The organism is Polaribacter sp. PL03 (assembly GCF_033875165.1).
In the GTDB taxonomy this organism is placed as follows: Bacteria; Bacteroidota; Bacteroidia; order Flavobacteriales; family Flavobacteriaceae; genus Polaribacter.
The window spans coordinates 299,875-314,966 of sequence record NZ_JAWZSV010000003.1 but is presented as its reverse complement, the minus strand read 5'-3'; the positions used below and the strand labels follow the sequence as shown (position 1 = coordinate 314,966).

The 15,092-nt window shown below is 29.7% G+C and carries 11 protein-coding genes; all 11 read right to left on the bottom strand.

What is annotated here, in order from left to right:
- Nucleotides 1-13: 13 nt before the first annotated feature.
- A complete protein-coding gene (locus SHK09_RS07455) occupies nucleotides 14-1,204 on the bottom strand; it encodes an endo-1,4-beta-xylanase (RefSeq protein WP_319810158.1) in 1,191 nt (396 codons plus the stop codon).
- Between the two features lie 22 nt (nucleotides 1,205-1,226).
- Complete coding sequence (locus SHK09_RS07450; protein ID WP_319810157.1) at nucleotides 1,227-2,105, bottom strand: SMP-30/gluconolactonase/LRE family protein; 879 nt, start codon at nucleotides 2,103-2,105, stop codon at nucleotides 1,227-1,229.
- Nucleotides 2,106-2,239: 134 nt separating this feature from the next.
- Complete coding sequence (locus tag SHK09_RS07445; protein WP_319810156.1) at nucleotides 2,240-3,199, bottom strand: glycoside hydrolase family 16 protein; 960 nt, start codon at nucleotides 3,197-3,199, stop codon at nucleotides 2,240-2,242.
- A gap of 2 nt (nucleotides 3,200-3,201) precedes the next feature.
- A complete protein-coding gene (locus SHK09_RS07440; protein WP_319810155.1) occupies nucleotides 3,202-3,966 on the bottom strand; it encodes a ThuA domain-containing protein in 765 nt (254 codons plus the stop codon).
- Between the two features lie 7 nt (nucleotides 3,967-3,973).
- Nucleotides 3,974-5,263, bottom strand: a complete 1,290-nt coding sequence (locus SHK09_RS07435; RefSeq protein ID WP_319810154.1) for a sugar phosphate isomerase/epimerase — start codon at nucleotides 5,261-5,263, stop codon at nucleotides 3,974-3,976.
- 64 nt (nucleotides 5,264-5,327) lie between these two features.
- Nucleotides 5,328-6,458, bottom strand: coding sequence for an alkaline phosphatase (locus SHK09_RS07430; protein WP_319810153.1), 1,131 nt, complete (start codon nucleotides 6,456-6,458; stop codon nucleotides 5,328-5,330).
- A gap of 26 nt (nucleotides 6,459-6,484) precedes the next feature.
- Nucleotides 6,485-8,149 (bottom strand): glycoside hydrolase family 43 protein, encoded by a 1,665-nt coding sequence (locus tag SHK09_RS07425; RefSeq protein WP_319810152.1) that lies wholly within the window; start codon nucleotides 8,147-8,149, stop codon nucleotides 6,485-6,487.
- A gap of 3 nt (nucleotides 8,150-8,152) precedes the next feature.
- Entirely contained in the window at nucleotides 8,153-9,244 is a 1,092-nt protein-coding gene (locus SHK09_RS07420) for an endo-1,4-beta-xylanase (RefSeq protein ID WP_319810151.1), read from the bottom strand.
- A 113-nt stretch (nucleotides 9,245-9,357) separates the two neighbouring features.
- Nucleotides 9,358-10,725, bottom strand: a complete 1,368-nt coding sequence (locus SHK09_RS07415; protein ID WP_319810150.1) for an endo-1,4-beta-xylanase — start codon at nucleotides 10,723-10,725, stop codon at nucleotides 9,358-9,360.
- Between the two features lie 64 nt (nucleotides 10,726-10,789).
- A complete protein-coding gene (locus tag SHK09_RS07410; protein ID WP_319810149.1) occupies nucleotides 10,790-11,590 on the bottom strand; it encodes a carbohydrate binding domain-containing protein in 801 nt (266 codons plus the stop codon).
- Between the two features lie 165 nt (nucleotides 11,591-11,755).
- On the bottom strand, nucleotides 11,756-15,058 hold the full coding sequence (locus SHK09_RS07405; RefSeq protein WP_319810148.1) for a VCBS repeat-containing protein: 3,303 nt from the start codon (nucleotides 15,056-15,058) through the stop codon (nucleotides 11,756-11,758).
- Nucleotides 15,059-15,092 lie beyond the last annotated feature (34 nt).

The following is a 15,092-nucleotide window of genomic DNA, read 5'->3' as shown; positions in this document are numbered from 1 at the left end:
AAAAGCAAGCTGTTTATTGTACCGTTTCTAAAATAGCTTTTCTTGCAAGTTTAGGTTTTGAATTTCTATCATACAACAGAGGATAATTTGTTCTATTTGGAATTGGATAGTCGTTTTTCCATGACATGCTATCATGCACACCCCAAAAAGTTACTCTGTCTATTTTGTCTTTATTTTTCAAGAAAATCTCAAAAATTTCCTTGTATCTGTTTGCTAATTGATTTTCCACGTCTTGTGGTAAACCTTTTTTATATGGATCAAAAAAAGTTTCAAATTCTTCTAATTGGAATTGAGACTCCATCATACTTTTACCAATAATTTGCCCTTCTTTTGTTAAAGGTAATACATCAATATCTAACTCTGTAATCATTACTTTTATACCAAGAGCAGCATATGCATCAATAGCTTGCTGAATGTATTCATTTTTCGGAAAATTAAGTCCCCAATGAGCTTGTATACCAATACCATCTATACGAATACCTTCTTTTTGAAGCATTTTTACCATACGCACGATACCTTCTCTCTTTTCTGGTCTCCAAGCATTAAAATCATTATAATATAATTCTGTATTAGGTGCATATTCACTAGCATATTTAAAAGCCAATTTTACCATTTCATCTCCATCTCCAATACTATTTACCCAAGTTGTTGGTCTGTAAGATCCATCATTATCTATCACTTCATTTACAACATCCCAGGCTTGTACTTTGCCTGCATATCTTCCTGCTACTGCTTCAATATGACTTCGTAATCTCTCTTTTTGTTCTTTAGGAGTATTTGGTTCTCCTTTTTTATTAGTAAAAAACCAAGCTGGTGTTTGGTTATGCCAAATTAAAGTATGTCCCACTATAAACATATTATTTTGTTTACCAAAAGCAACAAAATCATCTGCAGCTTTAAAATCATAAACTCCAGGTGCTGGATTTACGGATTCTGCTTTCATACAATTTTCTGGCGTAATAGTATTAAACTCCTTTTTTACGATTTGGTTTAAAACTTTTTCTTTACCAGAAACAATACCATCATTAATTGCACTTCCTAATAAAAAACGTTTTTCGAAAGCGCGTTTTAATGCAATATCTTCGTTGGTTTCAGATACAGATAAATTAGTACTAGTTTTTTTTGATGTTTTATCATTATTACAAGCAGTAATTGCAAGCATTAAAACACAAATTAGCGTACTTGTAAATTTTGTTTTTTTCATGATATTTACTTTTAAAATTATATTAATTCTTATATCGAATTCCTTGAACATTCATCTGTAAAGTGTAAACTGAATTTAAAGAAGTTATAAAAAGTGTTTTAAAGTCTTTCCCTCCAAAAGTAACATTTGCTGTCCATCCTTTTGGAACTGCAATTTGTTCAATTTGTTTACCATCAGTACTAAAAACGGTAACACCATCTGTTCCTGTTAAATATATATTTCCTTTATTATCTGTAGTCATTCCGTCAGATCCCATAGCTGTAAATAATTTTCTATTCGCTAAACTTCCGTTTTTCTGAACATCAAAAACAAAGGTTTTATTGTCTACTTGATCTGCTACATATAGTTTTCTACCATCTTTAGAACCAATAATACCATTGGGTTGTACATAATTATCATTAGATACAATAATAGGTTTATCTGCATTTGGGGCTAAATAATAGACGCGGTTTTCTTTTTGTTGTGGTTTTTTATGAGACCACCAATCTCTTTGATAATAAGGATCTGTAAAATAAATACCTCCTTTACTATCCACCCAAAGATCATTTGGACCATTTAATTTTTTTCCTTGAAAATTGCGTACTAGAACCGTTTCTTTTTTATCTGAATTGATACTCCATAATTCGTTTTTTTCGTCAGCTGCAGATAGTAAATTCCCTTCATTGTCAAAATAAAGTCCGTTTGAACGACCAGAAGGTTTCATATATTCTAAAACAGAATTATCAGTAGCATTCCATTTTAAAATTCTATCATTAGGCTGATCTGTAAAATAAACATTGCCTTCTTTATCGGCTGCTGGTCCTTCTGTAAATTCGTATGCATCAGAAACTAAAACTAATTTAGCGCCTTCTGTAATTATTTTTGAAGTATCCTTTTTTATTAAAGCGTCCTTTTTACTCATTTCTTTATCAACCAGATCACTTTTATTTGTTTTATTTTTCTGACATTTAACAGTCAACATAAAAAACATACTCAATAAAAATATTTTTACAATCGATTTTAGTTCTCTTTTCATAATTAGCTAAACTTTATGTGTTAATTTTTCTCAAAAACCTTAATATAATCTACAATCAAATAAGCAGAATATTCGCTAGCAACAGGCGTAACGGGTAAGTTACCACCAACAGATAAGTTCAAAATTAAAAAGAACTCATCATTAAAAGGGTAAGGTTGCCCATTTGTATTACTTGGTGTAAATGTTTTGTATTCTTCATTATTAATGAGCCACGTAATTTTGTCTTCTTCCCAAACAATCGAAAAAACATAGAATATTTCATCAAAATTTTCTCCAGTTGTGGTGTAATAGGTAGAATTGTATTTATGATTAGACAAATCGCTTCCAAAGTGTGCAGTACCAAAAAATTTATTTTTTGATTCTCCTAAATATTCCATAATATCAATTTCACCTCCACTTGGCCACTTTTCTGCTGGGGCTGCAATAGAATAGTCTTTATTTATTAACCATAAAGCTACCCAAGAACCAGTTGCAGATGGCATATTGGCTCTAATATCTATTCTACCATATTTTACCTCAAATTTATTATCTGTATGTATTCTTGTTGATGAATATTCTGACCCAGAGATACTTTCTTTTTTAGCTTCAATTACTAAGTTTCCGTCTACAAAAGAATGATTTTTATCTGTATAATATTGCAATTCATTATTTCCCCAACCACATAAATTAGGGCAACCAGAACCTTTGTGAAAACTCCATTTTTTTGTATCTAATGTATCTGTAAATTCATCACTCCAAACAAGGTTGTAGCCACTATATGTAGTTGGAGACATGTAGCCAGAAGTAGGTATTACAGGCCCAGAACTTGTACAACTATTACAACTAGAACCTCCACAATCTACTCCTTCCTCATCTCCATTTTGAAAACCATCTCTACATGTTATAGAAGGTAGAATAATGTCTTTTTCTAATTCATTTTTTGATGATGAACAACTACTAAAAATAGTAATCAAATAAAACAGTCCTATAAAAAATCTCATAGTTATTTTTTTTGTTTATTAACCGCCCAATATATGCCTCCAAAAAGGTGATTTAAGAAACTTTTGTCTTTAAATGATTCTGGTTTATGCCCCAAAGCCGTATAAAAAGATCTTCCTCCTTCATATTCTTGATACCATGAAATAGGATGTTTCTCTCCCATACCTTTTAAAGGAATAGCATCATAACCTGCAGTAAAATCATAAGAAGCTTCATCAACAGTTAATAGAATATTTAACTTCTCTAAATTCATGTTTTTAAAGTTATACCATTCATCACTACGAAGCCATTTATTTGGTAGATGCCATGTTGCCGGAAAATCTTTATTCTCAACTTTTACAATTGCGGCTTGTAATTTTGGATGATCTACAAATCTTGCTCCAACAAGACCATCAAACCACTTATTACCATTCTCTCCATCTGCTGTACCATGTATACCAACAAAACCTCCACCTCGTTTCATAAATGCTTTTAAAGCGGTCATGTGCTTTGGTGTTAAAAAATTTGCATTGGCGTTCATAAATATTACCACATCATACTTTGGTAATTTCTTTATAAGATCATCTGGTCTTTGTGTCCAATCAAACTTAAACTGATTTTCTGATGCCATTTCTTCAAAAGCATGAACTGCAACAGGTATACTATTGTAATGCCAATCATCATGTTGGGTAAACAATAAAACACGAAATTGATCTTGTGCATTTGTTTTTATCATTGTAAGGAAACATATAGTTAATAACAGATATTTAATTGTTAAAGATTTCTTCATAAAACGTTTATTTTAATAATTTATAATACATATAATCCCATGCTAAACCAACACTTGTAATTGTTGGATACGTGTAATCTTCTACTTCTGCAATTATATATTTTAACCCTGCTTTTTCTGCTGATAAAAAAATCTTATTAAAGTCTATTTTACCACTTTGCCCCAGTTCTTTATAATCTTTTACATGCCAACTTATAAATCGTTTTGGATATTTTTCAAAATAATCTACAGGATTAACACCTGCAACATGCATCCAGTATAAATCTGATTGAAAACTTACATACTTTGAATTGGTATTCTCTAAAAAATAATCGTAAATTATTTTACCTTCTACCTCTAAAAACTCGTCTTTATGATTATGAAATAGAAATTTTAAACCTGCTTTTTCGCAAAGCTTCCCTACTAAATTATAATAATCTGTAAATACCTTTAATTCCGATAAAGATTTAATGTTTTTTAGATTGTTATTTGAAGTTGATAAATAAGCGACACCTGCTTTTTTATGATCTAAAATTGTTTTACTCCACCACTTCTCTATTTCTTTTTCACTTTTATTAACTGGGTTATAAAAAGTCATAGAACCTAAAAAACGCATGCCATTTTTTTCTACTACATCTCTAAATTCTTTTGGAGAATAACCATAAAACTTACCTTCTTTATACACAAAGGTTTCGATATAACTATAGCCCATTCTACCTAATTGTTTCAAAGTATTTTCTGGGTTTTTATCCATTAACTCTTTTACTGAAACCAACTGAATACCAATATTTTTGTTTTTCTTATTTTTCTTGATATATTTTATTTCCCAAAGTTCTTTACCTGCTGAATCTGTTCCTTTTAAAACAACTTCTGAACTGCTTAGGAAATTAAAATTTACTGTAGAAATATGTTCTCCATTTAAATTCTCGTCTTTCATAATCCAAGAATTATTTTCATAAAATTCTCCTTTACCAATAAAGCATTCGTTTTTATTATTAATGCCTTTTGCTATAATTTTATCGGTTACAACATCATAAGAAATAAGTTCTACCAAAGTAGTTTTCCATTCGTTTTTTCTACTTTCAAAAACTTCTACTTGTAAACCATTTGTAAAACCAATTGTAGGTTCTACGGTCATTTTAACCTTAGGGTTTGTTCCTAAATCATCATCATTAATATTATCTGCACCATACCAAGTACCAATATATCTTGATAATTCTTGTAACTGATTTTCTGATTTATCCTGTGCATTTATAAACAGACTTTGAGAAATAAAAATGCTTAAAAGAAGAAAATGTACTATTTTAGAATGTAACATTATTTTGAGTTTTAAAATTTTTACCAATTGCTGTAGCCTTTAATCTTAGAATAAAAAAAGGAGTCTATTTTTTCTTCCAGTTTGTTAATTCAAATATTTTATGGAAAATAGCTGTATTTTCATAGATTCCAGTAAATGCCTCAGAACCTGGACCAAAAGCAAACACCGGAATTAAAGTAGCAGAATGCCCTTTGGTTGAAAACGTTCCTGTAATTTCCTTATAATCGTCATAAGTGGTGCCATCTTCTTTTTTCTTTGGCGTAGAAGCTAACGTAAACCCTCCGGTTTCATGATCTGCAGTTACTATAACCAATGTATTGCCATCTTTCTCTGCAAAATCTAGCGCTTTACCTACAGCGTCATCAAAATCAATCAATTCAGATATCAAATAATCAGCATCATTAGAATGACCACCCCAATCTACTTGCGAACCTTCTATCATCATAAAAAAACCAGATTTAGAAGCATCTTTATTCAAAAATTCTAGACCTAATTCTGTTGCTTTAGGTAAAAAATCTCCACGTCCTTTTGCAACTGCATTCATATGCTCTTCTGCTAATAAATATGCCATTTTAGAATGCTTTTTAATTTCTGAAAAACTTCCCAAAGCAGTGGTATTTACCTCAAATCCATTCACTTCTAATTCCGTTAATAAATTTTTACCGTCTTTTCTTTTATTAAGAAACTTTATTCCTCCACCAGCTAAAAAGTCTACGTCAGAAGTAACTAAATCTAAAGTAATATCTTCATATTGGCTTCTATGTAAAACATGCGAATAAAAACTTGCCGGAGTTGCATGTTGTATTGACGAGGTAGAAATTAAGCCGGTTTTAACATTTTGAGGAGATAAAATTTCTACCAAATTTTTTAGCTTTGTAGAATCTACAGCTACACCAACTGCACCATTATATGTCTTTTCTCCTGTAGAAAAAGCAGTTGCTCCTGCAGCAGAATCTGTAACATCTTCTGTTGCAGAAGAGGTTTTAATAAGTCCTATTGACTTAAACCTTGCGTAATTTGGTTTGGTACTTTTAAAATAAAATGCGGATGATACTTGAGACAAACCTGTACCGTCGGCAATTAAAAGAATAACATTTTTAGCCTTTGGTAGCTTAACCTCTTCTTTAATAGCTATTGATTTACAAGAGATTATTGTTGTTAATAGAGTTATAAAAATAATTTTTTTATAAGTCATAATTTGTGAATTTATTATTGTTAATATTAATTTAGATTCTTATTTTCAAACCAGTTATAAACAGCTTTATTTGTACTTTTTTCTCCTGATGAAGTTGTGTACATTCCGTAAATTGTACCTACAAAACCACCTGCTTTTTTGGTGCTTAAAAAAGTAGCATCAATATTTTCATTTAGAACTTGCCAATCTTCATCGTTTATCGAGTAGAAGAAACTATAATACTTTCCTTTAGCTTCAATCTTAAAAGATATTTTTTCTGTTGTATTAATTAATTTAAATGCAATTTCTTCTGTTCCGTTTTCTGTAGATTTTAATAATTGAACTACAGGTTTATTGTCTTTTAAACTCTTACATACATAGTAATAATGTTTTTCATTTTGAAAAGCAATTAAACCCGCTTTTTCATTTTCTGAAACTGGTTTAAAAGATAATTTTGTAGTTACCTCACCAAACAAATGTTTTTGCCTGTACCCAATAAAACTTGGGTTTGAAATACCTGAAGTAGTTTCTGGACGTGTATTTATAGTTAGTTCTCCGTTTAAAAGAGAATACCATTTTTCTTTTGGCGTTCTTAAAAAAAGCCAATCAAAAACTAATGAGTTCGTATTAAAATCATCTTTAAAATTAGCATTTTTAGATTGTAACAGAGTAGGTGATTTATCTAAAGTAATTTTATAACTATCTTTTACAATATCTCCTTGTAAATCGAAAACTGGCCAACCTTTTTTCCATTTTACTGGAACCATAAATGTTTCTCTTCCTGTATTAAAATGATTTTCATTATCATAAGGTCTGCATCCAAGAAAAACTCCCCACCAATTGCCTAAATTGTCTTCAATAATATCTGCATGACCTGTAGATGTAATTGGGTTATTTCTATCGTCTTTTAAATTTCTTTGTGTTAAAATTGGGTTATCTTCATAACTTTTATAAGGTCCTAAAATATTTTCACTTCTAAATACAACCTCAGAATGATCTTCTGCAGTACCACCTTCTGCTGCCATTAAATAGTAAAATCCTTTTCTTTTATAAATATGCGGACCTTCAATCCAAATTGGTTTGTCTTCTGGTTTTGCACCTTTATCTATAATTATTTTAGTTTTACCAACTGTTTTTAAATTCTTAACATTTAATTCTATAATTTTAATAGTTCTGTGTCCATCATATTCTGGTGAATTATTAGGAGGATTACTATTATAAATAACATATGCTTTTCCGTTTTCATCAAAAAACATAGAAGGATCTATGCCTTCTACTTCTGGTAACCAAGTTGCTTTAGACCAAGGACCTGCAGGATTTTTAGCAGAAATAATAAAATTATTTTTACCACCAACAATTGTGTTAATAATATAAAACACACCATCATGATAAGAAATTGCAGGTGCAAAAACACCTTGCGAAACCCCTAAACCTTCTAAATCTAATTGTTCTGGTCTGTCTAAAGCATTTCCTATTTGTTTCCAATTTATTAAATCATTACTTTTAAAAACAGGTATTCCTGGGAAATAAGCAAAAGTTGAATTTATAAGATAATAACTACCGTCTACTTTACAAATACTTGGATCTGGATAAAACCCTTTTAAAACAGGATTTGTAAATGTAGTTTCGGTTATTTGATATATATTTTGTTTTTTACCTGAACAGTTAAAGCAAAAAATAGAAATAATTACAATTATAAAAAAATTCTTCATTACTTAATTTTCTTCTTTTAATCCTTCTAAAAAACCAAAATAAGCCGGTTTAGGTTCTAGTTTTTCATCAAAAATAGTTGGCCAATCATTTATATTAAAAAAACCTTTAATCCAAGTATCTCTATCTGTAAAATCCCAAAAAGTAATACCATATTGTTGTTTTTTTGGTACAATAGTTTTATACATTTTAACTAAATTTTTATACTTTTTAGCTTGTTCTTGTTTCATTTCTTCCGTTAGTTTTTCATAAACTTGTATACCACCTTTTCTAGTGTCATCATGTTTATTAAAAATAATATCTAACTCAGATATATGAATTTGTAAACCTGTTTTTACTGCTTTTTTTAATGAATTTGCAATTACTTCATCAGGTGTATCCATTCTAATGTGCATTTGAAAACCTAAACCAGATATAGGAACTCCTTCTGCTTGTAAATCTTTAATCATTTTTAGAGTACTATTCAATTTTAACGTATCTCTTTCAATATTAAAATCGTTATAGAATAAAATAGCTTCTGGGTCTGCTTCATGCGCATATTTAAATGCTTTTGCAATATAATCTTTACCAACTGCGTTGTACCAAATTGTTTTTCTTACTTCACCTCCATGAGACTCTAAACCTTCATTAACTACATCCCAAGCAGCAACTTTTCCTTTATATCTTGTTACATATTTTGTTATGTATTCCTTCATAAAAGTACCCAACCACAAACTATCTTTTGATGCTTTTTCCTGAACCCAATTTGGTGTAGAACTATGCCAAATTAAATTGTGGCCAAATAATCTTTGCTTATTTTTCTGCGCATAATTAACAATGCTATCTACAATTTTCCATGAATAAACACCTTCTTTAGGCATAATGCTATTCATTTTCATATCACTAGCAGAAGTAATACTATTAAAATTACGCTGTTGTAGTTTTTGTAGCTGTGTATCTTTTAATAATGTATTTATTTTAATAGCAGTTCCTACAGGAAAATCTGCATAATTTTTTAGACCTTTTAATTCTTCCTTTTTTACACCACTACTGCAAGAAAGTAATAAAGAAACTGTAGTAATTATAAATATTGAATTGAAACATTTACTGTAATTCATAGTATGATATTTTAAAAATTAACTAATTATTTATTCTAAAAAAAAAATCAGTTAAACTTTACAAGAAAGTTTAACTGATTCTAAATTCAAATTACACTTAACAAATAACTTATTTATTGTAATCCTTCTATAAAACCATCGTAAGCAGGTTTCTTACTGTAATCTTCATTAAACATTAATGGCCAGTCTATATGACCCCAAAAATCTGTTAACCAAGTTTCATTATCTCTTAAACCCCATACCGTTAAAGCATATTTATTTTCTAACGGAATTGAATTATAAATTTTTACAACTTCTGCAAATTTTGCTTTTTGAAGGTTAGCTCTTTCTGCTGTTAAACTAGTTTGATTGTTATCTGGATTTGCTCTAATATCTAATTCTGCAAAATGTAGTTTTAGTCCTCTAGAAACAGTACCATCTGCAACTGCCTGAATATTAGCCTTTGACGGGAAATTATAATTAATATGCATTTGAGCTCCAACACCATCAATTAAATCTCCTAAACTATCTACTATTTTAAACATTGCTGCTCTTTTACTAGGAGTAGACGCCATGTTATAATCATTATAAAATAACAAACAATCTGGATCTGCTTCTCTTGCCCATTGATAACATTTTTTAATATAATCATCTCCCATTTTTTGTTTAAAAATAGAATTTCTTAATGGGTTTCCACTACCATCATCAATTGCTTCATTTACAACATCCCAAGAAGCTATTTTACCTTTATACCTTGTTACTGTTGTAACAATATAATTTTTTACCATTACTTCGAACTCTGCATCAGATCCAGAAAAGTTTTTAACCCAATCTGGTGTTGCATTGTGCCATATTAAAGCATGACCATGTACATTAATTCCATTTTCTACTCCAAAATTTACAATAGCATCGGCTGCAGTAAAATCGAAGTTACCTTCAGATGGATGCATTCTATCCATTTTCATTTCATATTCTGAAGTAATACTTGAAAAATATGTTTTTAACAATTCTGTATGCTTACCACCACTATTTACTCTTGACGATCTTGTTATATTACCTACAAAAAAAGTAGCAGCTGCATCTTTTAGAATTGATGAGTTTGTAGAACCACATACTCCATTAGGGCAGATACCTCCAGATTTACTATCTACAATTACTGTTTTAGCATCTACAGTTAATCCTGCTGAATTTTCAACAATTAATCTTACAGAAAAAGTACCATCAGTATCATATCTTACTTCCTCTATTCCTGGTTGGTCTAATACAAAACTTCCTCCTTTACCAAAATCCCACTTGCTGGTAAAATCACCAGTTCCAACGGTTCTATTATCTAATAATAGTACGTTTGGGTCTGTTGAAGATATAGACATATTAAAAGCTGCCTGAACTTTTGCTACTGGTATTATTATTGGGCCATCATTTACCTCTTCACTCCCGCAAGAAATGATTAATAGAAATAACGGTAATACCTTTAAGATATTAAATAGATTTTTAAACTTCATTTATACTTTTTTAAATTTTAAAATTAATTTTTTAAAGTGGTGGTTGATTTTTGATTTTTACTTTTTACTTTGCTACAACACTAATATTATCAATATAAAAAGTACCTTTAGTTGAGCCAATATCTAACGATAATGTAGATGAAGCTATTGTAGCAGTAAATTCTTGACTATATTCTGTCCAATCAGAAGTTGCTGTCATATCACCTCCATACGTTTCGCTACCAGAACCTGGGCTTGTAGAAGCACGAACAACTGCTGCGTCACCTTTTATCCAAAAAGAAATAATATAAGTAGTATCAACAGCAGTATCAAAAGCATCACTTACAAACTGAGTTTTCCAATGATCTCCTGCATTATCTTCTGTATTTGTTACTTTTAAAGCTCTTGAACCACCTTTAACACTTGTTGTTTCCGCAGTCATTAAGTCTGCACCATTGTTTTTATTCCAACTCGTAAAATCATCTCCAGAACCGTCTTCTAAACCTCCGTTTACAATTAATCCACCATCAAATGCTGCTGAAGGATCGGGTGCAACGGTAACAGAAATTGCTTTAGAAGTTTGTAAATATCCACCTTTACCTAACATAGTTAAAGTTACAATTTTATTCCCGCTCGCTTTATAAGAATAAGCTACAGTACCTGGTCTGTCTGCCGCACCTCTATCACCAGCAATATCATACTCAAAATAACTATAGAAATCTCCTTTATTGGGAGTTGTGTTTTCAAAGATAAAAGTTCCCGTATCTTCTGGAGAAACTGTTGCTGTAAAAGTAGGTTGTATAAGTTCTAGTGACGTTTCATTTTCTTCACAAGAAATAAAAACTGTTACAAAGAATAAAAGACTTAAAATTTTAGTGATTTTCATAATTAATTATAGTTTATAATAATGTTATCTATTTAGAACTCTAAAACTATAAATAGTATCTTGTTTAAAACATAAAAAATGATGCATTTTGTAAAAAAAATACATCATTTTTGGTTTTTAACGGCATTCTTCTCCTTTAATAGTATCGTTTACCTATAATTGAAATTATTTATTGATTTTAACATATTTTACATCATCATTATTTCTTACAGCAATTATATATTCCTTTTCATCTTTACTAATTACTCCCATTCCTTTCACATCACCTGATGCAAAAAAACCTGATTCCTTTCTTGAAACGGCTTTAAAGGTTCCATCACCATTTCCTTGTAAAAAAACACCATAACTCGCATCATTTCTTGGTGTTTCTACTTCAGACATATGTAAATTACCTGCAACTAAAGCATCTAAATTACCATCATCATTAAAATCTTTAACAATAATTTCATTTATACTTGAAATTTGAACTTCTTGAGGAAGTTTATGTACAATAAATTTTCCGTTCTTATTTTCTAAATAAATACTAGCAAACGATTTTACTTGATAGTGTAAAGAAGATTCTAATGCTTTATCAGAAAAAACATCTACTAAAGTAGCTTCAGAAAAACTTTCATAATTTTTAAATTTCTTTTTAATACCAGGTATTTGTTGTGACGAACATGATCTACCTCTTACAGGATATTGTTTACCATCATTGTAATAACTTAATACAATATCTTGTTTGTTGTTTTTATCAAAATCGTTCACATAAATATCAAAAGTTTCATCTTTGTTTGCTTGATACTTATAATTAAGCCCATTATTACCTAAAATATAATCTGTGTCTCCATCATTATCAAAATCTCCTTGATTTATACTCCACCACCAACCAGTAGTATTTTTATCTAAGCCTAATTCCTTAGAAACATCAACAAAACCATTTTTATTATTTTGAAATACTTTTATCGACATCCATTCTCCAACAATAATAATATCTCTTAAGTTGTCATTATTAATATCTGTTATTGTTGCCGATGTTGCCATTCCTAAATCTTTAAAAGGTTTTACAAACTCATCTGAAAAGAATTCAAATTTTGGATTTCCTTTTAAACCCACGTTTTTTAACAAATATGTTGTTGCTGGTAATGGATATTGCCCAGGTATTTGACGACCTAAGACTAACAAATCTTCTTTACCATCATTATCTAAATCTGCATTATACACCTTAGATCCACTTGAAATAAATTTAGGTAAAGCTCCGTTTTTTGCTTTTAAAAAATTTCCTGTTCCATCATTTATATACAATCTATCTTGTAATGCTTCTGATGTTGCATCAAACTCATAACCTCCACTTACAACATACAAATCATTATCTCCATCTGCATCTGCATCAAAAATTAGAGCACCTAAATCTTCACTTAAAAGATCTTCTTGTAAAAAACTTACATTTTGTACTTCGAAACCGTTTTCAGTTTGATAAAACATTCCTCCTAATTTTCCTTTAGATCCTCCAATAAAATAGTCTTCTAAACCATCATTATTTAAATCTCCTATTGCTAAAGCTGGCCCTAAACTAGACATTTTATGAGGCAATAATACCTGAGTATCAAAATCATCATGTACGTTTTCTTGATGTTTGAACTTAGGAAATAGATTATTTTCAGCTTCAAATAAATTCTCTTTTTCTCCTTTATTATTGATGACAGCTGTTGTGGCATCATCATAATTAAAAATTAGATTTTTATTTACTGAAACATTATTTAAAATTTGAGTTTTCCCATTTTGCCAAACTACTTTTACTTCTTCAATTTTAGAAATTTTAGCTAAACCAAAATGTAATTCTGGCGCTACAGAAGATTGAAAACCTCTTGTTAACGTTAATTCTTGCATTTGGGTTTTATCTGTAGTTTTAACATAAACTCGATTTCCTAACCCGAATTTATTATTTAAACCTCCTATAAATTGAACCTTTAAAAAATTACTATTATCAGCACTTTTATTTTCAAAAACAGCCGCGTAATCATCTATATTATTGGTAATAATTTCTAAGTCGCCATCATTATCTAAATCTGCATACACTGCTCCATTAGAAAAACCTTCATATTCAATTCCCCATTTTTTGTTGGCTTTTTCAAAATTTAGATTTCCATTATTTTTAAAAATAAAATTATCTATTTTTTCTGATGGAATTTGCAAACTCATTTCTAGAGATTTGTCCATTCCTAATTTTTTTGCTTCCAATTGGTTAAAGAAATCTCTATTATTTACTTCTCTTCTTGTACCGTTTGTAATAAAAACATCTTTAAACCCATCGTTATCAAAATCTGCCATTAATGGTCCCCAACTCCAATCTGTAGAGGAAGTACCAGTAATTCTAGATATATTAGAAAAATATGGAATTCCATTATCGAAAACACCTGAATTTACCTGAAAACAATTTTGCATGTATTGATAATGAAAGCCGGCATCTACAACGCCCCAAAACAAATCTGGATTCATACTTGCCATATTTGCCTTCTGCCTACGGTTACTTTTGGCATCCATATCTACCTGAAAAATATCTAAATTTCCATCATTATTAAAATCAGCAATATCAACTCCCATACCATAGAAAGCAGTATGTGCAGTTGCTTTTTTTACAACTTCTTTAAAAGTACCGTCCTTTTGATTTATGTACATTAAATCTGGTGAACTAAAATCACTAGAAACATATAAATCTTGCCAACCATCATTATTTAAATCTCCAACGGTAGCACTTAAAGATAAACCAAAAGCTTTTAAACCAGCTTCATCGGTAACATTTGTAAAAGTTTCTCCATCATTTCTATATAAATGATCCGACTCTTTGTCTTTTACGTTTTTCATTTTCATTTGATAAACAAATGCTGGTGAATTAAATTTTAAAGGAGGATAATTAGCTACATATACATCTAAATCTCCATCATTGTCATAATCAAAAAAAGTAGCATTTACACTATTTCCTTCATCTGCTAAACCATATTTTTCTGCTTGTTCTGTAAAAGTATTATCTTTATTGTTGATAAATAACTGATTTTTTAATGTTCCAAATTTTCCAGAAACCGAACAATAGATGTCTAAAAAACCATCATTATTTACATCTGCCATTGTAACTCCTGTATGCCACTCCTTATTTCCAGAAACACCAGCTTTATCAGTAATATCTTCAAACTTTAAATTTCCTTTGTTTAAATACAATTTGTTGTCAACTTGATTTCCTGTAAAATATAAATCTGGCAATCCATCATTATTTATATCACCTACAGAAACACCACCACCCATATATATGTATGAATAGGTAAAATAATTTATAGAATCATTTTCTATAAGAGTATTTTTAAAATCAATATTAGTTTCTGCTTGATTTAATTGATTAAAAATTTTAGACGATGCTGTTTTAACCTCTTTAGAACAAGAACTTAAAGTTGTTAGAAAAAGAGAAAAGCAAATAAGTTTTATACTATTTTTCATGAGAAAATTTATTTATTTTTTTTTAAAAAAAATT